This is a genomic window from Paenibacillus sp. FSL H8-0315 (genome assembly GCF_038005365.1).
GTDB classification, from domain to species: domain Bacteria; phylum Bacillota; class Bacilli; order Paenibacillales; family Paenibacillaceae; genus Paenibacillus_AQ; species Paenibacillus_AQ odorifer.
Window position 1 is genome coordinate 647700 of record NZ_JBBOTA010000001.1, and the last position, 24902, is coordinate 672601.

At 46.0% G+C, this 24902-nt stretch carries 23 protein-coding genes; 1 reads left to right on the top strand and 22 read right to left on the bottom strand.

The window, feature by feature from the left end; translation table 11 throughout:
• Positions 1-7: 7 nt before the first annotated feature.
• The 8 genes from MHB56_RS02645 to dpsA form a co-directional block, all read right to left on the bottom strand.
• On the bottom strand, positions 8-2668 hold the full coding sequence (locus MHB56_RS02645) for an FtsK/SpoIIIE family DNA translocase (RefSeq protein WP_076179908.1): 2661 nt from the start codon (positions 2666-2668) through the stop codon (positions 8-10).
• 78 nt (positions 2669-2746) lie between these two features.
• Entirely contained in the window at positions 2747-2959 is a 213-nt protein-coding gene (locus tag MHB56_RS02650) for a YlzJ-like family protein (RefSeq protein ID WP_341143233.1), read from the bottom strand.
• Complete coding sequence (locus tag MHB56_RS02655) at positions 2956-3723, bottom strand: ClpP family protease (RefSeq protein ID WP_076136428.1); 768 nt, start codon at positions 3721-3723, stop codon at positions 2956-2958. The genes MHB56_RS02650 and MHB56_RS02655 overlap by 4 nt, the downstream gene beginning before the upstream one ends.
• A 203-nt stretch (positions 3724-3926) precedes the next feature.
• A complete protein-coding gene (locus tag MHB56_RS02660; protein ID WP_076127859.1) occupies positions 3927-5606 on the bottom strand; it encodes a ribonuclease J in 1680 nt (559 codons plus the stop codon).
• 511 nt (positions 5607-6117) lie between these two features.
• On the bottom strand, positions 6118-6993 hold the full coding sequence (gene dapA, locus MHB56_RS02665) for a 4-hydroxy-tetrahydrodipicolinate synthase (RefSeq protein ID WP_076127857.1): 876 nt from the start codon (positions 6991-6993) through the stop codon (positions 6118-6120).
• Between the two features lie 16 nt (positions 6994-7009).
• On the bottom strand, positions 7010-8233 hold the full coding sequence (dapG, locus tag MHB56_RS02670; protein ID WP_036688442.1) for an aspartate kinase: 1224 nt from the start codon (positions 8231-8233) through the stop codon (positions 7010-7012).
• A 260-nt stretch (positions 8234-8493) separates the two neighbouring features.
• Positions 8494-9090, bottom strand: a complete 597-nt coding sequence (locus MHB56_RS02675; RefSeq protein ID WP_036688443.1) for a dipicolinate synthase subunit B — start codon at positions 9088-9090, stop codon at positions 8494-8496.
• A 1-nt stretch (position 9091) separates the two neighbouring features.
• A complete protein-coding gene (gene dpsA / locus MHB56_RS02680; RefSeq protein WP_076127855.1) occupies positions 9092-9988 on the bottom strand; it encodes a dipicolinate synthase subunit DpsA in 897 nt (298 codons plus the stop codon).
• A gap of 80 nt (positions 9989-10068) precedes the next feature.
• On the opposite strand from dpsA, the gene MHB56_RS02685 reads away from it, so the two are divergent.
• Entirely contained in the window at positions 10069-10407 is a 339-nt protein-coding gene (locus MHB56_RS02685) for a hypothetical protein (RefSeq protein WP_341143234.1), read from the top strand.
• 314 nt (positions 10408-10721) lie between these two features.
• Here the strand turns inward: MHB56_RS02685 and dut are convergent, their stop codons facing one another.
• From dut to rimP, 14 genes are all read right to left on the bottom strand, one after another.
• Entirely contained in the window at positions 10722-11168 is a 447-nt protein-coding gene (dut, locus tag MHB56_RS02690) for a dUTP diphosphatase (RefSeq protein ID WP_172628834.1), read from the bottom strand.
• Positions 11143-12411: a M16 family metallopeptidase gene (locus tag MHB56_RS02695; protein WP_036688449.1), complete on the bottom strand. Its 1269-nt coding sequence runs from the start codon at positions 12409-12411 to the stop codon at positions 11143-11145. Before MHB56_RS02695 ends, dut begins: the two co-directional genes overlap by 26 nt.
• Positions 12412-12489: 78 nt before the next feature.
• Positions 12490-13473, bottom strand: coding sequence for a polysaccharide deacetylase family protein (locus tag MHB56_RS02700; RefSeq protein ID WP_076182607.1), 984 nt, complete (start codon positions 13471-13473; stop codon positions 12490-12492).
• Positions 13474-13708: 235 nt separating this feature from the next.
• On the bottom strand, positions 13709-15811 hold the full coding sequence (gene pnp / locus MHB56_RS02705) for a polyribonucleotide nucleotidyltransferase (protein ID WP_076127850.1): 2103 nt from the start codon (positions 15809-15811) through the stop codon (positions 13709-13711).
• A 293-nt stretch (positions 15812-16104) separates the two neighbouring features.
• Positions 16105-16374, bottom strand: a complete 270-nt coding sequence (rpsO, locus tag MHB56_RS02710) for a 30S ribosomal protein S15 (protein WP_036656390.1) — start codon at positions 16372-16374, stop codon at positions 16105-16107.
• Between the two features lie 148 nt (positions 16375-16522).
• A complete protein-coding gene (locus tag MHB56_RS02715; RefSeq protein WP_076182610.1) occupies positions 16523-17470 on the bottom strand; it encodes a bifunctional riboflavin kinase/FAD synthetase in 948 nt (315 codons plus the stop codon).
• A gap of 37 nt (positions 17471-17507) precedes the next feature.
• Complete coding sequence (truB, locus tag MHB56_RS02720) at positions 17508-18422, bottom strand: tRNA pseudouridine(55) synthase TruB (protein WP_076127847.1); 915 nt, start codon at positions 18420-18422, stop codon at positions 17508-17510.
• Positions 18419-19396 (bottom strand): DHH family phosphoesterase, encoded by a 978-nt coding sequence (locus tag MHB56_RS02725; protein ID WP_076106341.1) that lies wholly within the window; start codon positions 19394-19396, stop codon positions 18419-18421. The genes truB and MHB56_RS02725 overlap by 4 nt, the downstream gene beginning before the upstream one ends.
• Before the next feature lie 72 nt (positions 19397-19468).
• Positions 19469-19816, bottom strand: coding sequence for a 30S ribosome-binding factor RbfA (gene rbfA / locus MHB56_RS02730; RefSeq protein ID WP_076127845.1), 348 nt, complete (start codon positions 19814-19816; stop codon positions 19469-19471).
• Positions 19817-19834: 18 nt separating this feature from the next.
• Positions 19835-22495: a translation initiation factor IF-2 gene (gene infB / locus MHB56_RS02735; protein ID WP_341143235.1), complete on the bottom strand. Its 2661-nt coding sequence runs from the start codon at positions 22493-22495 to the stop codon at positions 19835-19837.
• Positions 22488-22811 carry a YlxQ family RNA-binding protein gene (locus tag MHB56_RS02740; RefSeq protein ID WP_036688466.1) on the bottom strand — a complete coding sequence of 108 codons (324 nt, stop codon included), beginning with the start codon at positions 22809-22811 and terminating at the stop codon, positions 22488-22490. The genes infB and MHB56_RS02740 overlap by 8 nt, the downstream gene beginning before the upstream one ends.
• Positions 22804-23112, bottom strand: a complete 309-nt coding sequence (gene rnpM, locus MHB56_RS02745) for an RNase P modulator RnpM (protein ID WP_036688467.1) — start codon at positions 23110-23112, stop codon at positions 22804-22806. The genes MHB56_RS02740 and rnpM overlap by 8 nt, the downstream gene beginning before the upstream one ends.
• Positions 23113-23140: 28 nt before the next feature.
• Positions 23141-24238 carry a transcription termination factor NusA gene (nusA, locus tag MHB56_RS02750; protein WP_076182615.1) on the bottom strand — a complete coding sequence of 366 codons (1098 nt, stop codon included), beginning with the start codon at positions 24236-24238 and terminating at the stop codon, positions 23141-23143.
• 26 nt (positions 24239-24264) lie between these two features.
• Positions 24265-24732 (bottom strand): ribosome maturation factor RimP, encoded by a 468-nt coding sequence (gene rimP, locus MHB56_RS02755; protein ID WP_076127842.1) that lies wholly within the window; start codon positions 24730-24732, stop codon positions 24265-24267.
• Positions 24733-24902: the final 170 nt, after the last annotated feature.

A 24902-nucleotide genomic window follows, 5' to 3' on the forward strand; every position in this document is an offset into this window, starting at 1 on the left:
GTCCAGCTTAGGAGCTGATCTTGTTATGCTGATATTGCTCAAGTGACACGAGCACCTCACGCGGCTTGCTGCCCTCGTAAGGACCGATGACTCCACGAGCCTCCATAGAGTCAATCAACCGGGCTGCACGGGTATAACCGACACGCATACGACGCTGTAGCAGCGACACTGAAGCCTGCTTAGCCTCCAGCACAATTTGTACGGCCTGCTCGTATAATTCATCCTGTGGCTCCTGATCCTCTGTGATTGTATCATCCACTTCAGGAACGATGGACTCATCGTATTCGGCTTCACCTTGACTGCTGACATATTGAACAATAGTCTCTACTTCTTGGTCGCTCATAAAAGCTCCCTGTACACGAATAGGTTTAGATGCGCCCATTGGCAAGAACAACATATCACCTCGGCCTAACAGCTTCTCTGCACCGGGCATATCCAAAATGGTACGTGAATCCACATTGGACGATACGCCAAAAGCGATCCGGGATGGAATATTAGCTTTAATTAAACCTGTGATGACATCTACTGAAGGACGTTGTGTAGCGATAATTAAATGAATTCCAGCCGCCCGCGCCATTTGTGCAAGTCGGCAAATTGCATCCTCGACATCATTGGCTGCAACCATCATCAAATCCGCAAGCTCGTCCACAATAACAACGATATACGGGAGAATTGCCGCTGGATTCTCAGCCATTAGCTTATTATAACCTTCCATATTCCGTGTTCCCGATTTGGAGAATAGCTCGTAACGCTTCTCCATTTCCACAACAATCTTCTTCAAAGCAAGACTTGCCCGCTTGGGATCTGTGACAACCGGAGCCAGAAGATGGGGAATTCCGTTATACACATTCAGCTCTACCATCTTAGGATCGACCATGAGGAATTTGACTTCATCAGGTTTAGCTTTGTATAAGATGCTTGTTATAATCCCGTTGATGCAGACAGATTTACCGGAGCCTGTTGCACCGGCCACCAATAAATGGGGCATCTTAGCCAGATTGCCAATAATGGTCTGGCCGGAAATATCACGGCCAAAAGCAATCGATAATCTGGATTCAGCCTCCTGAAAAATCTGTGTTTCCATAACTTCGCGCATGGTAACAATAGACACCTCAGAGTTCGGAACTTCTATCCCAATTGCAGATTTACCCGGAATCGGCGCTTCCATCCGAATATCTTTGGCTGCAAGTGCAAGGGCAATGTCATCCGTCAGATTTACAATACGGCTAACCTTAACCCCAATATCCGGTTGTATCTCATACCTCGTAACCGCTGGGCCTCTTACTACCTCCAGCACCTTAGCCCGTACCCCAAAGCTTTCAAGTGTTGCTTCTAACTTACGGGCTGTCTGCATATAATCATTCTGATCTCCAGCTTTGCCACCATTGTTAGGTTTGGCTAGAAGACGGAACGATGGCAGCTTATATGGCTTCGGTGGAGGTGGTGCTGGAGGAGCAGGAATAATCTCTCCATCTGGAGAAGCACCTAGCAGGCCTTCCAAGTCTATGCTTACATTCTCCTCAGACTCATCCGTAGGCTGCTGCTTAACGGCATTAGGTCCGGCTACAGCAGGTTTAGCTGCTTCACCACGAGCTGCGGGTGAGAATTCACTCCACTCTTCCCGGTCTTCTTCGTTTAACCCTTCTGAACGGATATGTTCAAAGAAGTCACGAATAATAGGCGTCACAGGTTCAATATCCAGATCCGCATCATCAAAATCATGATCGATATCGTCTAATGGAATTACATGACTATCTGGAGTTAATCCCGAAATAATCGGACCGGTTGAAGCACTTGCCACAATTGGACCCTGATCGTCATCCTCAGAATCTGCTTCCACCTGTGAACGCGTGGAGCCTGAGAACCAGCCAGATATTTTTTTCAAAAGGACAGGTTGTTTGCGATTAGGCAAATACCGATCGTCTTCGTCTTCTTCCTCCTCGTCATCATAGACAGGCTGCTTCACCTGCCGAGCCTTAGCTGGAGCAGCGGCTCTAGAAGGTCTGGCCGCTACGGGAACCGCCTTCGGACGGTTTGCAGCATGGAGACGAATCCCCTCCACAAACTTAACCAAGCGCACTCGCAAAAGCGTAAAAATCTCCACATAGGACAAGTTGGTAATTAGCATAAAGCTGATCGCCAGCATGACGATCATAAGCAGCTTAGCGCCCAGACTACCAAAAAGCCATAACAGCGCTGCATACTCCAACCCGCCGATGTACCCTCCGCTTATATCCTTACCCAGCATATAGACATTGCTTTCGTTCGAGCCAGGTGAAAGTGATCCCGAAAGATCATTATGTATTTGTGTCATTACATTGCCAGGATGTAACAAAGACAACGGGCCAAGCTTCTGCTCCATTGCAGATATTGTGCTCATAAGGCACATAGACAATAGAAGCAGAAGCACGCCAGTATGCCTGCTGTTCCACGAGGAAGGCCATCTTCGATGGATCATCACCATAAGTCCATAAAAAATGCCGATAAGCGGCAACACAAAATAAAATCTCCCTAATAAGTAACCCGCCATACTTGAAAGTGAGCGCCCTACGGCTGCTTCACCAGACAGTGCAATGACGGAAATAGTTATTAATAAAATTCCATATATTTCATATTTTAAAACGCTGCCGAGCAGCGCTTTTTTCTTCTTCTTTTTTCGTTTAGCCACGCCAGCCACCCCCGGAACAACATTATACCATATAATGGCGTGGCGTACCTATGTTCTCTTTTGTCAGAAAATGAATCTTTATGTTAATGTAATTATCGAACCTGGAGAGAACGCCGGATCTAGATAACGGTTCAGCGGACAATCCAATAATCTCACAATCCGCCCACGTCCTTCCTCCATCGGTTCAACCTGCATCAGCATGCCCTGCACACTAACTTCTCGGGTTGCGGCATAATTGTTAAATGCCCCCTCCCACACCTGTTCCATTGCAACTACTGTGTACAGTGTCATTGCGTAATCCCTCCTGGAGTCGATGCTGAGAAATCCCCGCCGATCATTCGGTTAAGATGCGCAAGTGCCGCTCCGATCCCGCCGACCTCATCCATCAGACCATATTTAACGGCATCCAAGCCCCCCACAGCCGTCCCGATATCACGATTGAGCTCACCTGTCTTAAACATGAGATCACGGAACTGTTCTTCAGAAATGCGCGAATGGGAAGTCACAAATTTAACGACACGTTCCTGCATTTTCTCCATATACTCGAAAGTTTGCGGCACTCCGATCACTAAACCATTCATTCGGATCGGATGAATCGTCATCGTTGCACTTTCAGCAATAATCGAATAAGTGGAGGAAACTGCAATCGGCACCCCGATGCTGTGCCCGCCTCCAATGACTACGGTTACCGTTGGTTTGGAGAGGGATGCAATCATTTCCGCAATTGCTAATCCCGCTTCTACATCTCCACCTACCGTATTTAAAATGATAAGCAGGCCTTTGATGTTTTTATTCTGCTCAGCTGCCACCAGCTGCGGAATGATATGCTCATACTTTGTTGTTTTGTTCTGTGGAGGCATAACAATATGTCCTTCAATCTGACCAATAATCGTTAAGCAAAAAATATCAGGCTCTCCACTTGGGACTACTGTTTGTCCTAGCTCCTTAATCGCTCCCATTGTAGTGGGCGGCATATTTTCATTAGGATTCGGATTAGTTTCTCCTGGGACAACTTCCTCATTTTTTGCTCCATTTGATCCTTCGATGTAGTTCATCTTCGCAGCTCTCCCTTGTTATATGCAGCTCTAGTCTGCTGTTGCCTTACTAACAATCCTTAGTATGACGTTTCAGGGTGCTGCATTATGCAATTTTCAGCTTATGAACATACAAAAACCCCTTCTCCCGTGGAAACCGTCCAATATTTCCGGGGAAAAGGGGCTCAGCCCTAGCTATATATTCATTGAAGGAGAAACTCTCCTTACACTTCCATGATAATTGGCAAAATCATCGGTCTGCGGCGCGTTTGTTCATATAAGAAACGGCCCAGCGAATCTTTTACGCTTGTTTTAAGGGAAGCCCACTCATTTACTTTTTCACTCATCAGGCGTTGCAATGTACTGGATACAATTCGGTTAGCTTCGTCGAGCAGCCCTTCGGACTCCCGAACATAAACAAAACCACGTGAAATGATGTCAGGTCCAGAAACAATTGCACCATTCTGCTTGCTAAGTGTAACCACGACAACCAAGATACCATCTTGAGACAGCAACTTACGGTCACGCAATACAATGTTACCAACATCGCCTACACCTAGTCCGTCAATCAATACGTTACCAGCTGTTACTTTACCAGCCTTACGAGCGGCACCGCCCTGGATTTCAACAATTTCACCGATTTCAGTGATGAAAATGTTCTGTGGCTCTACGCCAACCGATTCTGCCAGTAAAGCATGTTTGCGCTGCATGCGGTATTCACCGTGGATCGGAATGAAGAATTTCGGTTTCATCAGGTTAAGCATAAGCTTAAGTTCTTCTTGACTACCGTGACCGGATACGTGAACGCCGGAGTTGGAACCGCTGTAAATCACATTAGCACCAAGACGGAACAATTCATCGATAGTACGGCCTACATACTTCTCATTACCTGGCACAGGTGTTGCCGCAATAATAACGGTATCGCCTGGCAGGATATCTACTTTACGATGACTAGAACGTGCCATACGTGTCAATGCAGACATTGGCTCGCCTTGGCTGCCTGTGCAAAGAACAACTACACGATTTGCTGCCATTCTATTCATTTCTTCCGGTTCAATCAGCATTCCGTCAGGTACGTTCAAATATCCAAGCTCTGAAGCGATGGATACAACGTTGACCATACTGCGGCCAATTACTGTAATCTTACGACCCGTAGATTCTGCTGCATTAACCACTTGTTGAATACGGTGCACATTGGAAGCAAAAGTTGCTACAACGACACGTTGCTCAGCCTTGCGGAAAATATCTTCCAGCACAATACCGACATTCTTCTCAGATGGGGTAAAGCCTGGTTTCTCAGCATTCGTACTATCTGACAAAAGAGCAAGTACGCCCTTTTGGCCAATCTCTGCCATCCGATGCAGATTTGCAAATTGACCGTTGACTGGGGTGTGGTCAAATTTGAAATCGCCCGTATGAACAACATTTCCTTCCGGAGTCTCAATGCATACACCCACGGAATCAGGAATACTGTGGTTGGTTCTAAAGAAAGTTACCTTAAGTGAGTTCCCCAATTGAATTTCTGAATCTTCGTTGATCAGAATCCGTTTGGTGTCACCCAGCAGGTTCGCTTCTTTCAATTTGTTCTCTACAAGACCTAAAGTCAATCTTGTTCCATAGACTGGAACATTCAAATTCTTCAGGACATAAGGTAGACCACCGATGTGATCCTCGTGTCCGTGAGTAAGCACAATACCTCTTACCTTGTCACGGTTCTCTGTCAAATACGAGATATCAGGAATTACGATGTCAATACCGAGCATATCCTCTTCCGGAAACTTGAGTCCCGAATCCACGACTACAATGTCAGCTCCGTATTGAATAACATACATGTTTTTCCCGATTTCTCCGACTCCGCCCAATGCGAAAATCGTCAATTTATCGTTGTTGTTTTTTTTGGACAAATGAATCTAACCCTCCTATGATGTTGGACGTCATACTTTTATTGGTAAATATCGAACTTCGATTATTTCAGCGGCGCTGAACACATTTCTTTCAAACAGCCAATAACTTCCAATCGACAAGGAAATTCCTGAAATCTGTAAAATGCGCAATGCGAAAGCTCCCGATTCCGGGCAGTAAAGTTCATATTGAAGCGGACAAACGCCGTCAAAATTCACCGTCGCGCCCCTCGCGCGAAGACATGTCATTTATTTAAACAGACTCATCTTGGGACCTATCCTGTCTCACAATGTATTACATTGACGGAAGATTACCGCATATTTAATTTTAACCGCACCCAGTCACTTAAGATCATTATACATGATTTTTTTGGCAAAAGACAAGTCATCCGCCTCGTATCCAAATTCTTTCCTTAAATTCGCCTCAATATTTCAGAAAAAAAAATATAAATGCAAAAACCGGCTCCCTCAATAGAGTAGCCGGTTTAGAACGTACATCAGCAATGATTAATTCTTAGTGAAAAAGTGCTTCAATAAAAGCCGCTTCCGCTTCCGTTGGCGAAATAAGCGGCAATCTGACTCCGCCCACAGGGATCCCCTTGAGTCCTAAAGCATATTTTACAGCTGAAGGATTGGGCAGCGGTTGTGGGCATTCAAACATTCCTTTAAAAATCGGGAACAGCTGGCGATGAATCTCTCCAGCAAGCTGAACATTGCCGGAGGTATAAGCGTAAATCATTTCTGACATCTGCGCACCAACCACATGGCTAGATACACTTATAATTCCGTATCCACCGACAGCCAGACTGGCAAGACCTGAGGCATCATCACCCGTATATACACGGAAATCATCTGAACAAGCAGAGGCAATAAGTGTTACCTGATCTACAGACGCGCATTCTTTCGTAGCAACGATGTTCGGAATCTCAGCAAGCCGCAGGGTAGTGGCCACGCTCATACTTACACCTGTTCTACCTGGAACATTATATAGAATCACTGGTAATGAAGTCTCTGAAGCAATCGTGGAAAAATGCTGATACAGACCTTCTTGATTCGGTTTATTATAATAAGGAACGACCAAAAGCACTCCATCTACGCCTATTTTCTCCGCTTCCTTCGTCAGCTGAATGGAATGTTTCGTGTTATTGCTGCCAGTTCCAGCAATAACTTTACAACGTCCATTCGCCTTTTCCAGCACAAAAGAAAACAGCTGCAGCTTTTCCTCATCGCTTAACGTAGGCGATTCCCCTGTCGTTCCGCAGACAACCAAAGCCTCTGATTTCTGTACCTCAATTAAATAATCGACAAGCTGTGAAGTTACATCCCAGTTGATTTCTCCATCCCCATCAAAAGGGGTTACCATGGCTGTTATTAATCTTCCGAAATCCACTTTGAATTCCTCCTTGTCAGCGGTGCAATTCAAACATAGCATGCAGCGAACGCAGGGACTGCACCATATCTTCTTTTTTCACAAGCACCCATATCGTTGTATTCGAATCCGCGGATTGTAGAATTTGAATGTTTTGCGAGCTAAGCGCCTCAACAATGCGCGCCATAATACCAGGCACACCATTAATTCCGCCCCCGATAACAGAAACTTTGGCACAACCCGACAAACTCTTAGGTCGCAAACCCAGCTGCTGTAGAGCAGAAATAGCCTTCTCTGATTTGTCATCAAAAACCGTATAAAGAGCTTCCGTAGGTGTTACATTAATAAAATCAACGCTTATCCCGTTATCTGCCATACTCTTAAAGATTTGCAGTTGCACTCCGGTTCCGTTACCGTCCGGGCATTCCACAGAAATCTGTGTAACATTGCTGACATAAGCAATCCCTGTAACGAATCGATCCACAATTCCCCCTGCTTGGATATCGTTAAATCCTTCTGGATTCGTAACCAACGTACCTTCAGCTTCTGAAAAGGTTGAACGAACACGAACTGGGATCTGTGCCTGCATAGCAATCTCAACCGCACGTGGATGAATGACTTTTGCTCCCTGATGAGCCATATTGCAAATTTCAGTATAACTAACGTAAGTTAATGGCTTAGCATCTTCAACGATCCGTGGATCTGCTGTAAGAATCCCGTTAACATCCGTATAAATATCCACCATATCAGCATGAAGAGCAGCACCCAGTGCTGTAGCAGAGGTATCACTGCCGCCACGGCCTAAAGTTGTCAAATCACCCGCTTCAGTCTGGCCCTGGAACCCGGTAACAATAACCACCTTATCCTCACGCAGCTCACGGAGAATGCGTTCCGGACGTACATCCAGAATTCTGGCATTACCGTAGTTGCTGTCTGTCAGAAATCCTGCCTGAGCTCCTGTTAATACTGTAGAAGCGATGCCTTCATTCTCCAGTAGCCCACATAGAGTAGTAGCTGAAATAATTTCACCACAGCACATCAAGAGATCTTTTTCCCGGTCTGGAAGTGCATCTCCGTTCTGCACGGCCCAATCCAGCAAAGTGTCAGTTGCGTAAGGCTCTCCACGACGGCCCATAGCCGATACAACAATTACAAGGCTATAGCCACTAGCCAGCTCCCTTTTGACATTGCGGATTACGTGTTCTCTAGCTTGCGGTGTGGATAGCGATGTTCCTCCGAATTTTTGTACCAGAATACCCATGTATAATTCCCCCATTATTATCAAAGCAAACACACTAATCATTCGTGAAAAGATTACGGTACGTGAGCTTATTCGTTAAGTAAGTTGTTAAATGGCTGTACCGCCCTCGAACCTGAGGACGGTAGCAATACTGCTTATATTTTTTTGATAGCAATGAACTTAGCTGGTTCCACTACGTTATCTTGGCACTTCTCATTGCTCATTTGGTGCATCTCCCCTTTTATTGTCCACAACAAAATCAGCCGAGCTCTGTCAATTTTCTATGCTGAATGAAACCGTTCGATGATCATCGGCTGTAGTTGTTTACCTTGCAAAGCGGCATAGCAAGCTTCCGGGATAAGATCCATGCGTGCCACGAGCGAGTTAGGTTTACCCTCAGGGTTATCTTGACCGAATGGTACAAAATAAATATGTTTAGCCACCAGAAGCTTAGCAATATTTGCGGCATTTAGGCCCAATCCATCATTTGTAGATATCGCTAGAACTAGTGGACGTCCGTTGCGCATCTGTGATTTAGCTGCCATTAGCACGGGACTATCCGTCATGGCATTAGCCAGTTTACTCGTTGTATTTCCTGTGCAAGGTGCTATTGTCAGCACATCCAGCAGCTTGGAAGGACCCAGCGGCTCCGCTTCAACAATTGTAGAAATGATATCATTCCCTGTTATATCTTTCAACTGTTTTAACCAATTTTGCGATGTCCCAAAGCGGGTGTCTGTTCCTAGTACAGAGGCAGAAACTATAGGCACTACGTTTGCTCCCCCGTCTACGAAGCGCTGAATTTGTGGCATTACCTCAGCAAAAGTGCAATGAGATCCAGTGATCGCATACCCTACTGTTTTTCCGTGCCAATCCATTTTATTCGTCCCCCTTGATTAAAGCCTCGTCCGAAATCGACTGTACCAGCGCATTTGCCATAATAATCCCAGCGCTTTTTGGAGCTACAATGCCAGGGAGTCCTGGAGCCAGCATCGCCTTAATCCCACGTTTCTCAGCATAACGAAAGTCACAGCCGCCTGGTGCAGATGCCAGATCAATAATTACGCAATGCGGCGCAAGCCGCGAGAGCACCTGCGCGGTGATGATCATACTTGGTATCGTGTTAAATATAAGATCCACATCTGGTACGTGAAGCAGCAACTCATTGGTCATAAAAGGCTTCCAGCCCATTTCCTCAGCACGTGCATAATGTTCTTGTTTTCTGACACCAACCTTTACACTGGCCCCCAGTCCCTGTAGACTTCGAGCCATTGTAAATCCAGTTCTACCTAAACCCAGCACCATTGACTTCGAGCTGTGAATTGTAAAATCCGTGTTCTGAATGGCCATTACCAGCGCTCCCTCCGCTGTCGGGATAGAGTTGTAAATAGCCACATCATCACGATTAAGCAGTTCGATTAACTTCAGTGAGTGCTTGGTACACATCCCGCGCAAGTAACTTTTAGCCATACCGGTATACACTAAACAATCGGATGGCAGCGCAGTGAAATGCTCCTCCAGAATCGTTAAACGCTCAGAAGAAAATAGAGCACTAATATTTCCTTCATCATCACAGCCTACCGTAGGCAACACTAATACATCTGCATTACTCAGCAGCTCTACCGTCAATTGTTCCAGGCTCACCCCTGGGCTAGGGGTCTCCCACTTATCGAACCCGGCAGCGCTTACCGTCGCATCCAATTCCACACATTTCCGAATCACTTCAAGCTGTCTCGCGTCCCCGCCCAGGAACACGATCCTGACGCCAGTAAGCATAGGGATGACGCTCCTTTCAACATACACTATCGACTATAAAGCATCTTATGCTGGGCATAGTTAATGGGTGAAGAGCGGAAATGAAATCCCCGGCACGCATGGCTGATGATGAACTAATGGGTTACGGGTTACGGGTTACGGGTTACGGGTTACGGGTTACGGGTTACGGGTTACGGGTTACGGGTTACGGGTTACGGGTTACGGGTTACGGGTTACGGGTTACGGGTTACGGGTTACGGGTTACGGGTTACGGGTTACGGGTTACGGGTTACGGGTTACGGGTTACGGGTTACGGGTTACGGGTTACGGGTTACGGGTTACGGGTTACGGGTTACGGGTTACGGACCGAGATGCAACTATTTGTGTATTTTTTGCCTTTTAGGAGGAGTTTCGGACTGGAGAGCTCTTATTCGATGTAAATAGGTTCGTTAACAGGTGTTATTGATCAAATAGTGACACTAGGGTCCGAAAACAGCCGAATTAAGCAGAATTGTTATAAATAAGAGCACTGGGGTCCGATAGGGGCTTCGTCTTTACTTTGACGGTAGGGTTAGAGTAGTGGCAGAGCGCCAATGAAAATGCTGAGTTTATTCGATGGGGGAATCGGAGTTAGTTGCATAACAATCGAAGAAATTAAAGTTTTGGATAATTAACTCTGCATATCAAAAAAAGCTCACGAATCATGCCTTGGGCATGAATTCGTAAGCTTTTTAAATGAATTGTAACAACAATCTTACTTGCCAGTATGGCCAAAGCCTCCGGCTCCGCGTTGTGTTTCGGACAACTCTTCCACTTCCACCAAATTAACCACTGGAACGGCTTGAAATACCATTTGGGCAATCCGCTCATTGCGAGCGATAGCAAAAGGCTCCTGCCCCAGATTGATCAAGAGCACTTTGATCTCTCCGCGGTAATCAGCGTCTATAGTTCCAGGTGTATTCAAGCAGGTAATCCCGTGCTTCAAGGCCAGTCCACTACGCGGACGGATCTGCGCTTCAAGCCCCTCTGGCATAGCCAGTGAAATCCCTGTTGGAATTAATGCCCGCTCTCCTGGTGCAAGTACAATTTCACCCGCAACGGCAGCATAAAGATCATAACCGGAAGCTTGCTCCGACATTTTACAAGGAAGATTTACATCCTCGTTTCCAGCAAGTTTATTGATTTGTACGTAATAAGACAAGATCATCTCTCCTAACATTTGCAATAGCTTTATCTGATGAGCCTACCATCGCTAAAGAAAGCGGCTCCGCGAACATATGGTCCAGCACACTGTTGATATTGTCCATCGTCACTAGCTGAATTTTGGCGATCATATCGTCCAATGTATTATGTCTTCCGAGCATAAGTTCATTTTTTCCGATACGGTTCATTCGGCTGCTAGTGCTTTCGAGACTAAGAATGAGGCTGCCTTTAAGCTGCTCCTTACCTTTTCTCAGCTCATCTTCACTGAGGCCGTTGGTAGCAAGTTCGTACATCATTTCCTTGATTAACTCCATGACATCCTTTGTTTGCTTGGGCGCTGTTCCAGCATAGACCGTAAACAGACCAGAATCTGCCTGGGAGCTGTGATAGGAATACACCGAATAAGCTAATCCGCGCTTTTCACGAATTTCCTGGAACATGCGGGAGCTCATCCCTCCGCCTACGGCATTATTAATCAGCACCATAGCATACTGCAGGGGATCGCCAGAACGGACACCTGGTAAGGAAAGACAGATGTGATTCTGCTCTGTTTTCTTGCGGTGAAATAAGAGCTCTCCATAGTAATCTGGTGGAGTCAGCGGCGCACTTGTACCATGATTATCAAAAGAACCAAAATGCTGTTCCAGCAGTTCAATCAATCCATCACTGATGTTGCCGGCAACGCTTATAACCGTATTCTCAATCGTGTATTGTTCCTTCATATACGCCCGAAGATCATCCGGCTTCATCTCCATTAGCCGTTCCTTCAAGCCAAGGATGGAATACGCAAGCGGATGGTCCTTGTAGGCAGCAGCACACATCAAATCATGCACAAGATCATCCGGCGTGTCCTCGCACATGGAAATTTCCTCAAGGATGACATTCTTTTCTTTCTCCAGCTCTTCAGCATCCATCCGTGAACGGAAGAACATATCCGCTAACACATCTACAGCGATGGGCAGATGCTCATCCAATACTTTAGCATAATAACATGTATATTCTTTTGAGGTAAACGCATTTACATTGCCGCCGATGGCGTCAAACTGCTCAGCAATATCCTTGGCACTGTACCGATCCGTACCTTTAAAAAGCATATGTTCTACAAAATGGGATATCCCGTTGTTTCCAGGATGTTCATTCCGAGAGCCTGTCTTTACCCAGATTCCGAAAGAAACGGACCGGCCGGTCGGGATTTTCTCCATTACCACTCGTAAACCATTGGATAACACTATTTTTTCCACTTCAAGTCCTCCTGGCTAATAGCCATGTTCTATCTAATTTAATTACACGTGCCTATAATCCTACCAGAAATACATCTCTCACTCAACATTAGAGGGGATTAGCCGCTCTGCTGAGAGTGTTTGACTAACTGTGCCTAGCTGTAACCCTTTTGCTTTGATTCCACGTATCATGGCCTTCAGAGCTTTGGAGGATGCGGCTGTGGGATGCATTAGGACTAGAGTGCCCGGTTCCGCTTTGCTTGTGATTTTGGCAACCACAGATTCAGGAGACGGATTACGCCAATCTACGGTATCCACGGTCCAAAGTACGGTTTTGAGCCCTAAACTGCCTGCAATTTCTACGGTCTCCTGATCGAAATCACCAGAAGGGGGAGCGAACCATTTATTAGTGACTCCAAGCGATTCCTTTAACAGCTTTTGTGTCTTCTCAATTTCTACAGTAGCTCGTGCACGACTTAAAGTACTCATATTAGGGTGGGTATAAGCGTGATTCTCCATCTCATGACCGCGTTTTAGCATTTCTTTAGCCAGTTCCGGGTTTTTACTCAGCCAGCTCCCATCCAGAAAAAACGTAACTTTAACGTTCTCTTCATCCAAAACATCCAACATTGGCACAATGTACTCATTTCCCCACGCCACATTAATCATCAGCGATACCATCGGCTTAGCCGGATTCCCACGATATATGGGTTCAGCTCCCAGTTGATTCAGGGATATCTGTGGTTCGATCTGCCGATACACAAATTTTATAGGTTCTTTTGGTGCCAAAAGAGCATTCCGATATGTACTCTCTACATCAATTTCAAGCCCGTTATAACCCGGAATCGCCTTCCATACCCGATCAACCACAGCATTCACTGGAGGGGCATTAAGCTTGGCTGCGGCGGTCTCAATCCGTGCCCGAAGATCATTGTTCTCCGCCTTAGAAATATCCTTCCACACAGCTAGGTCATCCTGCGGCTTCAATTGCGCAAGCATGTCCTTTACCGGTCCCTGAGTGCTGCCAATTCCTATCACGATCGCAATACAAGCAACCACTAAAGCCACTTTTTCCGTCTTCATGACGACTTCCTCCCCGGTAGAAACGACTTGTAGTCCGTTCCACACGAATACAAAGACACTTTGTCCCAATCTATGAGACAAGAGAGGAATTTATGTCATAAGAACAGAGGCCAGAGGCGTGATAGTGATGCACTTTACTTTATTTCATATAAAAAAAGAGCCAGAACGCAATCGCTTCTGTCTCCTTTTATTATGCTATTAGGTACTTTAGAAAAGGTACCTCTACAATCGAAACTTAAGCTTTAGCTCCAGTTTCCGAAGTCAATACCGCTTTACGCGACAGGTTAACCCGGCCTTGTTGGTCGATTTCGGTAACTTTAACGGTAATTGTATCCCCGACAGCTACAACATCTTCAACCTTAGCTACGCGCTCAGTAGACAATTGGGAAATGTGTACCAATCCGTCTTTACCCGGAATTAGTTCAACAAATGCTCCAAATTTCTCAATACGTCTAACTGTACCCACATAGATTTCTCCAACTTGTACTTCACGCACAAGTCCTTCGATAATCGAACGCGCCTTTTGGATCATTTCTTCATCTGAAGAACCGATAAAGACACGGCCATCTTGTTCGATGTCGATTTTTACGCCGGTTTCTTCAATAATTTTATTGATAATCTTACCACCAGCACCGATAACATCACGGATTTTGTCCGGATTGATGTTGATAATAATGATTTTTGGAGCATATTTGGACAGATTAGGTCTTGGCGCAGAGATCGCTTCATTCATTTTGTCCAAGATGAACAGACGGCCTTCTTTAGCCTGCTGAAGTGCATCCTGAAGAATTTTGCGGTCGATACCGGCAATCTTAATGTCCATTTGAATAGCTGTAACACCTTCTGCTGTACCAGCTACCTTGAAGTCCATATCTCCGAGATGATCTTCCATACCTTGAATATCCGTCAGGATGGAGACATGCTCTCCGTCTTTGATCAGACCCATTGCTACTCCGGCTACAGGTGCTTTGATTGGCACACCAGCGTCCATCATAGCCAGAATGCTGGCACAGATACTTGCCTGGGAAGTAGAACCGTTAGATTCAATCGCTTCTGATACTAGACGAATCGTGTACGGGAATTCAGTTTCACTAGGAATAACCTTGGATAATGCACGTTCTCCAAGTGCTCCATGACCGATTTCACGGCGTCCTGGTGCTCTAAGCGGACGAGCTTCCCCTACGCTGAACGGCGGGAAGTTGTAATGGTGCATGAAACGTTTCGTTTCAGTAGGATCGATTCCGTCAAGAATTTGCACATCACCTAGTGCTCCAAGAGTACAAACGCTAAGGATTTGTGTTTGTCCACGTGTAAACAGACCGGAACCGTGTGTACGCGGTAACAGACTTGTATCACATTCAATCGGACGGATTTCATCAAGTTTACGTCCATCTGGACGAACCTTATCATGTGTGATTAGACGTCTTACTTCATCCTTCACGATATCATGTAGGACTTCTTTAACATCTTTCAGAAGCTCCGGTGCTTCTATGTACTTCTCTACGAAATACGCAACCGCTTCATCATTAACGACATCAATCGCTTCCTGACGCGCATGTTTTTCAGCTATTTTAACGGCTTCCACCAGACGAGCCTCAGCAAATGCACGGACCTCAGTATTCACGTCAGCATTCACTGTATGCAGCTTCACAGCCATTTTTTCTTTACCAGCCACTTTAACCAGTTCTTCAATGGTTGCAACGATCTTGCGGATTTCATCATGACCGAACATAATCGCTTCGAGCATCACATCTTCCGTCACTTCGTTCGCTTCTGCTTCAACCATCATGATTGCATCCTTCGTTCCAGCAACCACCACATAAACATCACTGATTGCTTGCTGAGACATATCCGGATTGATCACAAACTCTCCATTAATCCGACCTACAGCAACGCCGCCGATGGGTCCATCAAAAGGCACATCGGAAATACTAAGTGCTGCTGAAGTACCGATCATAGCAGCAATATCTGGTGCGCAGTCCTGATCCACACTCATTACCATGTTCAATACCTGAACATCGTTACGGAAACCTTCAGGGAACAGTGGTCTGATTGGACGGTCAGTCAAACGGCTGGACAGAATCGCTTTCTCACTCGGTCTACCTTCCCGTTTAATAAATCCGCCAGGAATTTTACCTACCGCATATAATCTTTCCTCATAGTTAACTGTAAGCGGGAAAAAATCCAGATCCTTAGGCTCTTTTGAAGCCGTAACGGTACATAATACCGAAGTATCCCCGTAACGCACCATAACGGCTGCGTTTGCTTGTTTAGCCAGGCGGCCCGTTTCCAGCACAAGGCGTCTTCCACCCAGCTGCATTTCTACACGTTTTTCCATAAATACCTCCTTGAATAGTAGTAGACCCGCAGTCTAAAATAGCAGGTTCACATATCGATCTAAATGAATTGGAAAGGCTTGTCCCAAAGGGAGGCTGCCTATTCTGTATGCATATAAGAAGAAACGGCTGGGCCTTACTGAAAAGTAAAGTCGCCGTTTTTGCGAATAATCTCATCGATCCTAATATTAAGTTTTCCCTAAATTTTCAAAAAGCAACCCAGCTGTCCCGCTGTCGCTCCGAGAAGGACATACGGTATACAACCAGGCTGCTTTAAGAGTAATCTTATGGAAAATTAACGACGCAATCCCAGTCTTTCGATCAGGGCGCTGTAACGTCTGATGTCTTTGTTTTTCAAATACGCCAGAAGTTTACGACGTTGTCCAACCATTTTCAACAATCCACGACGGGAGTGATGATCTTTCTTGTGCGTACGCAAGTGGTCAGTCAAATTAACGATGTTCTCCGTTAGGATAGCAACTTGCACCTCAGGGGATCCAGTATCGGATTCGTGAGTTTTGTGCTCGTCGATCAATTGATGTTTACGTTCTTGAGTTAATGCCATCCTGTTCACCTCCTTCAATATAATCGCCACTAGCCTCGTCACCGTCGGTGAGAACGTGCAACCAAGCTAAGGTTATGATGCTGTAAGCCAGCAACGTTACTTAGTATAGCATCTCCATTAACAAAAGTAAACGGCTTGTCCGGGATGACTATAAATTATACTCCAGAATCTTCTTCGCGGTTTCTGCATCCTCGCCAATCTGAGTAATCAATGCTCCAATGGAGTCAAACTTCCGTTCTGGACGAATGTAAGATACCAATTCTACCTTAAGCTCTTGATCATACAGGTCACCCTCGAAGTCAAAAAGATGAACCTCAAAGCTCGGAGTTAACACACCCTCATGAAAGGTTGGTTTAACACCCACATTCATAACCCCGTACAGAACTTTATCCTTATAAAAGACTCGGACCGCATATACACCTTTGGTCGGAATGACAAAATGATCACTGAGCTTCAAATTGGCAGTTGGAAAACCAATTGTGCGGCCTCTCTTCTCACCATGCCCCACTTCACCACGCAGATGATAGCAACGTCCGAACCAGGAGTTTGCCAGCCCCAGATCTCCATTTTGGAGACTTTTACGAATGCCGGAGCTGCTAACCTTTTCACCTTCAAGCAGAAAAGGAGGAGCAACTTCCACATTCATAACACCTTCACCCAGTTTGCGAAGCATCTCAACATCGCCTTCACCTTGGTAGCCAAAGCGAAAGTCAAAGCCAACAACTGCAGTTACAATATGTAGCGGCAAAAGCATAACAGAGACAAAATTCTGTGGACTAACCCGGGAAAGCTGCTCATTAAATTCAACAACATACAGGATATCGACACCCATGCTGGCAAGAATCTCTTGCTTTTCAAAGGGTGGCGTCAAGTACCCTTCATAATCTCCCTTACCCATAACATCTTTGGGATGAGGATGAAATGTAAGGACTGCAGCCGGCACACCTTGTTTACGGGCTAAGGCTACAGCGGATGTAATGACGCTGGCATGTCCACGATGCAGGCCGTCAAACTGCCCTAGAGCAGCCACTTGAGGTTGTGCCCATTCGGCAGCAGTCTCCGGCGACATCGGATAGGTTAACGTTACGGTTCTCACGCTGTTTCTCACCTACAATTCACTTGGTAAAATTGATTTAAGCTTGTGCAAACACCTTTACTGGGGCAATAGCACCTGTCTCTTCCAGCTCATAAATGCCAAGAAACAATCCCTGAAGATCGTATAGCCGAATTTGACCTGTTGTCTTCACTTCTGGAGCAATGAACCGCGAAGACAAACGTTGCCCTTGCAGTGCTGCCTTCTTCTTCTCATCCATAACGGTATGCTTAGGCAAATGCGAAATTGCCTCATCAGCAGCGATTAAATGATCTTCCAATGTTCCGGCTTCCTTGTGCGCGGCAATATCCTCAAGAGATAAGCAATGGCTGGCAGAAATTCCTGCCGACATTGTTCTCTCCAGCTTCACCATTACACCCGGCAGTCCAAGCGCACGACCGATATCTACACAAAGTGTACGAATATACGTGCCTTTGGAGCATAATACCCGGAAAGTGATGTCGGGATGATTACCTTCCCAAGTCATATCCGTCATTTCGATTTCATAAATCTCTACTTCGCGACTTTTCCGTTCAACGGTTTTGCCTTCTCTAGCCAATTCATAAAGACGTTTGCCGTCGACTTTCACCGCAGAGTACATGGGAGGAACCTGAGAAATTACGCCTTTGAAAGAGGCAAGCACTGCAAGAATCTCTTCCTCAGTTACATGAACCTCATCAACAGTTTCCGTAATGGTTCCAGTTAAGTCTTCAGTATCACTGGACATCCCCAGTCTCAGTGTTGCCACATATTCTTTGGGCAGCTCCTGAATATACTCCACAACGCGAGTAGCACGTCCCAGACAAAGCGGCAATACACCAGTCACTTGGGGATCTAGTGTCCCCGTATGACCAATTCGTTTCATGCCGAGAATCCGACGTGCCTTGGCTACAACATCATGTGAAGTGAAGCCTGCCGGTTTATAAACCGCCAGAACACCTTCTAATTCACTCATAAATGACGTCTTACCTCCTCAAGCACCTGAGCTATTGCCTCTTCAAGCGTAGCTTCTATACGCGCACCTGCAGCACGGGTATGACCGCCGCCTCCAAACGTTTGCGCCAATGCAGCCACGTCTACTTTACCGGCAGAACGCAGGCTAACCTTGACCGCATGTTCGTGAATAACTTTAAAAAGAATGCCTACTTCCACGCCCCGAATATTACGAGGGTAGTTTACGATTCCTTCCAAATCTTCATTAGCAGCAGCACATTCGATCATATGCTCGGGTGTAACATATAGCCAGGCAATATCTCCTTCAGGAGATAATTCCAGCGTATTTAAGGCTTTATTTAATATTTTAACCTGTGGCAGCGTCATTTCTTCAAGCAATGTCTCAGCGAGTTCAGGACCGTTAACCCCAAGGGATAATAGCTCAGATACAGCTGCCATTACTTTTGGTGATGTGTTGGTATAACGAAAACCACCGGTATCTGTTAACAGACCCGTATATATAGCTGTGGCGATATCAATATCCCATTCGATCTCGAATGTCTTCAGCAGGTCGAACAAAATTTCCGCTGTCGCAGCTGCATCCGGTTTGATTAAATTAACGAATCCATAACCGTTATTTGTTGGATGGTGATCAATGTTCAGGATAAGAGCCTCATTCGCAAAATAGCGATTTGTCAGCCCTACTCGCTGAAAATCCGCACAATCCACACAGATGACGTTGCTGTATTGACGGGGCGGTTCACTAGAGGCCATATTGATGATTTCATCCGAATGCCATAGGTATTCCATTCGCTTCGGGATTGGTCCTTCATTCAGCATAGTGTATTTTTTGCCCAGACATGAGAGAAGCCAGCCCACCGCAAGGGTGGAGCTGACTGCATCTCCGTCCGGCTGAACATGCGACACTACAAGGTAATCGTCGTGTTCCAGCAGAAACTCACGGGTCTGCTGGAGACTTTGTTCATAGCTCTGCATTCGCCGTCTCCTTTTTAAAGGTTGTTCAAAATAGCATAACGCTATTTTGAACCCCACTTTAATCACTTATTTCTAATCGTTCTTATGAAGCTCTCCAAGAAGCTTCTCAATATGACTGCCATAAGCGACAGATTCGTCGAACTTAAAGATCAGCTCCGGTGTATGCCGAAGGCGAATGGCCTTGCCAAGCTCTGAGCGAAGAAAACCATTGGCTTTCTCAATCGCTTTAAGCGAGTCTGACTTCTGCTCTTCATCCCCGAACACGCTTAGGTATACCTTGGCTTGGGATAGATCGTTAGTCACGTCTACGCCAGTTACAGTTACAAAACCGATTCGAGGGTCTTTCAGACCGCTTTGGATAAGTTGACTAAGCTCTTTCTTGATCTGCTCGCCCACTCGTCCTGCTCTAATTTTAGACATCTATATTCACCTCTTCGCTTAGCGCTCTACAGTTTCCATAAGAAACGCTTCGATAATGTCGCCCTCTTGGACGTCATTATAGCGTTCCAAAGTTATGCCACATTCATAACCTTGCGCCACTTCTTTGGCATCATCTTTGAAACGTTTCAAAGTATCAACCTTACCTGTGAACACTACGATTCCGCTACGGATCAAGCGCATTTCAGCATTACGGGTAATTTTACCGGAAGTAACCATACATCCTGCAATGGTACCCACTTTGCTGATTTTGAACACGCTGCGAACTTCGGCGTGACCGATAACATTCTCTTTATAGATAGGATCGAGCATACCTTTCATGGCACTTTCGATTTCTTCAATTACGTTGTAGATAATGTTGTGCAGACGAACATCTACTTTTTCTTGCTCAGCAGCAGCTTTGGTCTGTGCGTCTGGACGAACATTAAAGCCGATAACGATAGCATTCGATGCTGCTGCAAGCGTAATATCGGATTCAGTAATCGCACCAGCACCGCTGTGAATGATCTTCACGCGTACGCCTTCCACTTCGATCTTAGCCAAGGATCCTTTAAGCGCCTCGACTGAACCTTGTACGTCAGCTTTGATAATCACGTTAAGGTCTTTGATCTCGCCATCTTTAATGTGCTGGAACAGATCATCCAAAGTTACACGGGTGTTCGTATTCAGCTCAGATTGACGTTGGGAAGTAGAACGTCTATCAGCAATCGCACGCGCTTTACGCTCATCTTCGAAAGCCATAAACGGATCGCCAGCTTGTGGCACCTCAGTCAAACCAGTAATTTCTACTGGAGTAGATGGTCCAGCTTCTTTGATCTTACGACCTTTATCATTGACCATCGCACGTACACGTCCGAAGCAGTTACCTGCTACAAAGGCATCGCCGACTTTCAACGTACCGTTCTGAACGAGTATACGAGCAACTGGTCCACGGGATTTATCAAGCTCAGCTTCTATAACAGTACCGCGTGCCCGTTTGTCAGGGTTCGCTTTGTACTCATTAACTTCAGCTACGAGCAGGATCATTTCCAGCAGTTCTTCCAAGTTAATACGTTGTTTCGCAGAGAGGTTAACGAAGATGGTATCTCCGCCCCACTCTTCAGGAACAAGTTCATAACTTGTAAGCTCTTGCTTCACCTTATCAGGATCTGCACCCGGTTTGTCGATTTTATTAACAGCGACAATAATCGGAAGTCCAGCAGCCTTAGCGTGTGCAATAGCTTCAACGGTCTGAGGCATAACACCGTCATCAGCAGCTACTACGATAATTGTCATATCCGTAACCTGTGCACCACGAGCACGCATAGCAGTAAATGCTTCGTGACCAGGTGTATCAAGGAACGTGATTTTCTTTTGGTTGATTTCGACTTGATAAGCACCGATGTGCTGAGTGATTCCGCCGGCTTCGCCTAGCGTCACATTGGTCGAACGAATAGCATCAAGTAGTGTAGTTTTACCATGGTCAACGTGACCCATAATAGTAACTACTGGAGGACGAGTCTGAAGATCCTCTTCATTGTCATTCTCTTCCACTGTTTCGAAGCTGTCCTCGTCAACAGGAATCTTCACTTCTACTTCTACGCCAAATTCAGCAGCGAGCAGCAAAATGGTGTCGATATCAAGTTCTTGGTTGATGGTAGCCATAACACCCATCGAAATCAGCTTTTTGATTACTTCAGAAGCATCCTTGTGAAGCAATTTCGCTGTTTCACCAACGGTCATGCTGCCACGAACGATGATTTTCTTAGGTGTGTTATCGATTTTCTCGCGGTGTACCATTGGCTGGTTCTTGCCACGACCATTCTTACCACCACGACCGCGGTAGTTACCACCTTTACCATCATCGAAACGTCTTTGATTATTATTCGGTCTGCCACCAGTTGTGTTCTTTTTAGGACCTCTGTCATCACCGCGTGTGAAACCTCCGCCTGTGCCAGATTGACCTTGTGGACGGCTGTCAGTGCGTGGTGCACTGCTTTGTCCTTGCGGACGGCTGCCACTTGTATTGCTGCCTTGTGGACGGCTTCCACCAGTGTTGCTGCCTTGTGGGCGGCTACCACCAGTATTGCTACCTTGCGGACGGCTGCCACCGGTATTGCTACCTTGTGGACGGTTGCCGCCAGTATTACTGCTTTGCGGACGGCTGCCACCGGTATTGCTACCTTGTGGGCGATTGCCGCCAGTACTGCTGCTTTGCGGGCGGCTGCTACTAGTACTGCTAGTACTGTTAGTACGTGGAGCACCGCTTTGTTGCGGACGTGCATTCTGCGTTGAACCTGTTTGTGTTCTGCGGGAATCTTGTCCGCTTTGGGGCCTTGGGGACGTCGTCGATTGGTTGTTGTTTTGGTTACTGTTCATACCTACCTGCTTTTCCTGTTGATTTTTGTTGGCATTCTGAGCACTTTGAGGTTCGGCTGTTACCGCACCGGTTGTTACCGGCCGGCTGCTGGTGCCGGTATCCCGCTTGGCTGCAGCATTTGATTTGATATCCTTAAAGAACTGTTCAACTTTGTTCACGGATCCATTCTCCATGACACTCATATGATTATTCACAGGGACATTCAAACGCTTCAGAATAGTAATAATTTCTTTACTGCTCATGTTTAGTGACTTGGCGTATTCGTACACGCGCAATTTATCTTTGTTCTCTTCTTTAGTCAATAAATCCACCTCCGACAGTATCTCCGAGTTGCTTGGAGATCATTTCCGCGAATCCTTTATCCGTAATGGCCAGTACTACGCGCTGGTCTTTACCAATACTTGCACCGAGTTCATCCCGGTGAAATGCGATTACTAGTGGAATATCGTAAGTTCCGCATTTATCACGGAACTTTTTTTGGGTATTATCTGAAGCGTCACCTGCCAGAACGACCAGCTTCGCCTCTGAAGACCGTACAGCTTTGAGTACAGCCTCGTCACCGGTGACTATCTTGCCTGCTCTCATGGCAAGCCCTAAATAAGAAAGCGCCTTACTCATTATCCTCACTATCCTTTGCTGCTAGAAACTGCTCTTCCACGGAAGTAAACTCCCGGGCTAGCTGGGCGTAGATTTCAGGACTCACTTGACATTTCAATGCACGGTCAAGTGCTTTGTTCTTTTGTGCCAGCTGAAAGCATTCAAGCTTGCCGCATATGTAAGCACCACGGCCTGACTTCTTGCCCGTCAGATCAATCAGCACTTCACCTTCAGGCGTTCTTACCACACGAATCAGCTCTTTTTTAGGCATCATCTCTTGGGTAGCAACGCATTTACGCAGCGGCACCTTTTTTTGTTTCATTACAAACGCCTCCCGTCAAGCAGGTTAATTAATCTATGGAGACGGAATCCTGATGCATTTCATCAATAGAAGATTTCGGTCTGCCGTATTCCTGCTCCGCTTGAGTTTCACTCTTGATATCAATCTTCCAGCCGGTAAGTTTAGCGGCAAGACGTGCATTTTGCCCTTTAATACCGATAGCCAGTGACAATTGATAGTCAGGAACGATAACTCTCGCCATCTTCTCCGTTTCAAAGACTTGAACTTCAAGAACCTTTGAAGGGCTAAGTGCATTCGCAACATATTCCTGCACCAGATCAGAATAACGGACGATATCGATCTTCTCACCGCGAAGCTCAGTAACGATGGTCTGAACGCGTGTGCCTCTTGGACCTACGCAAGAACCAACGGGATCTACTTCTGGATTGCGGGAATACACAGCAATCTTCGAGCGGAAGCCAGCTTCACGGGCTACAGAACGAATCTCAACTACACCGTCAAATATTTCAGGAACTTCAAGCTCGAACAGACGCTTCAGTAATCCAGGATGACTGCGGGAGAGCATAATCTGCGGACCTTTTGTTGTATTCTCAACTTTTGTGATATAAGCCTTGATGCGTTCGCTTTGTTTGAACTTTTCACCTGGCATCAATTCGCTAAGCGGAAGAACCGCTTCGATTTTACCAAGATCAATGTAAATGTTCCGCATATCTTGACGTTGAACTAGTCCAGTAACGATATCATCTTCTTTGTCGATAAAAGCATTATAGATAAGTCCACGCTCTGCCTCGCGAATTCGTTGAGTTACAACCTGCTTAGCAGTCTGTGCGGCAATACGTCCAAAATCACGCGGTGTCACTTCAAGCTCAGCGATATCTTCCAGCTGGAAATGCGGGTTAATTTCTCTGGCTGCCGGCAACGAGATTTCAGTCCTTGTATCCAGGACCTCCTCAACAATTAACTTGCGGGCAAACACTTTAATGACACCTGTATTGCGATTCATGTCAACACGCACGTTCTGTGCTGCATTGAAATTACGTTTATAACTAGAGATCAGCGCCGCTTCAATCGCTTCAAACAGCACATCTTTACTGATGCCTCTCTCCCTCTCCAGCTCATTCATTGCTTCAATAAACTCCATACTCATGAATTTCCGGCCCCCCTTTCAAGACGTTAAAAAATAATGGCCAATCTCGCACTTGCGACCTTGGCGTACGGTACTACATGTTCTTTTTTGCCCGCGGAGATGAGCAGTTCCTCGTTCTCGAACGAGAGCAAACGACCTTCAAATTCTTTGAGTCCTTGAATCGGCTCATAAACAGTCACATACACGTCCTTACCTACCGCTTTAGCTACATCCGCAGCTTTTTTGAGAGGACGCTCTGCTCCCGGCGAGGAAACCTCAAGGAAATATGCCTCAGGAATAGGATCATTCTCATCTAACTTCTGACTGAAATATTCGCTAATGATCCCGCAGTCATCAATATCAATGCCGCCTTCTTTATCTACGAATATACGCAGAAACCAATTGGAGCCTTCCTTCACGTATTCAACGTCCACCAGTTCGAAACCATTGTCGTCGAGATAGGGCCCGAGCATCTGCTCTACCGTTTGTTTAATTTTAGATTTGGGTGTGCTCAAAAGAAAATTACCTCCACGAACTTGTCTTTTGCTATATACCAAAGATAAAGAGTGGGTTTCCCCACTCTTTACACAACGGACTTATCTCATTATTACCAAAGAAATTATACCATAGGGAAACTGGACTGACAAGTGCTAGCCCTTGACTCCCCCTTTGGAGCACTCTTTTC

What these genes read in the sequence shown, in the direction of transcription:
- MHB56_RS02650 (WP_341143233.1), bottom strand. Translation starts at nt 2,959, where the DNA reads ATGACACTGTACACAGTAGTTGCAATGGAACAGGTGTGGGAGGGGGCA.
- MHB56_RS02655 (WP_076136428.1), bottom strand. Translation starts at nt 3,723, where the DNA reads ATGAACTACATCGAAGGATCAAATGGAGCAAAAAATGAGGAAGTTGTC.
- dapG (WP_036688442.1), bottom strand. Translation starts at nt 8,233, where the DNA reads ATGGGTATTCTGGTACAAAAATTCGGAGGAACATCGCTATCCACACCG.
- MHB56_RS02675 (WP_036688443.1), bottom strand. Translation starts at nt 9,090, where the DNA reads ATGGATTGGCACGGAAAAACAGTAGGGTATGCGATCACTGGATCTCAT.
- dpsA (WP_076127855.1), bottom strand. Translation starts at nt 9,988, where the DNA reads ATGCTTACTGGCGTCAGGATCGTGTTCCTGGGCGGGGACGCGAGACAG.
- MHB56_RS02685 (WP_341143234.1), top strand. Translation starts at nt 10,069, where the DNA reads ATGAAATCCCCGGCACGCATGGCTGATGATGAACTAATGGGTTACGGG.
- MHB56_RS02700 (WP_076182607.1), bottom strand. Translation starts at nt 13,473, where the DNA reads ATGAAGACGGAAAAAGTGGCTTTAGTGGTTGCTTGTATTGCGATCGTG.
- pnp (WP_076127850.1), bottom strand. Translation starts at nt 15,811, where the DNA reads ATGGAAAAACGTGTAGAAATGCAGCTGGGTGGAAGACGCCTTGTGCTG.
- rpsO (WP_036656390.1), bottom strand. Translation starts at nt 16,374, where the DNA reads ATGGCATTAACTCAAGAACGTAAACATCAATTGATCGACGAGCACAAA.
- truB (WP_076127847.1), bottom strand. Translation starts at nt 18,422, where the DNA reads ATGAGTGAATTAGAAGGTGTTCTGGCGGTTTATAAACCGGCAGGCTTC.
- MHB56_RS02725 (WP_076106341.1), bottom strand. Translation starts at nt 19,396, where the DNA reads ATGCAGAGCTATGAACAAAGTCTCCAGCAGACCCGTGAGTTTCTGCTG.
- rbfA (WP_076127845.1), bottom strand. Translation starts at nt 19,816, where the DNA reads ATGTCTAAAATTAGAGCAGGACGAGTGGGCGAGCAGATCAAGAAAGAG.
- MHB56_RS02740 (WP_036688466.1), bottom strand. Translation starts at nt 22,811, where the DNA reads ATGAGTAAGGCGCTTTCTTATTTAGGGCTTGCCATGAGAGCAGGCAAG.
- rnpM (WP_036688467.1), bottom strand. Translation starts at nt 23,112, where the DNA reads ATGAAACAAAAAAAGGTGCCGCTGCGTAAATGCGTTGCTACCCAAGAG.
- nusA (WP_076182615.1), bottom strand. Translation starts at nt 24,238, where the DNA reads ATGAGTATGGAGTTTATTGAAGCAATGAATGAGCTGGAGAGGGAGAGA.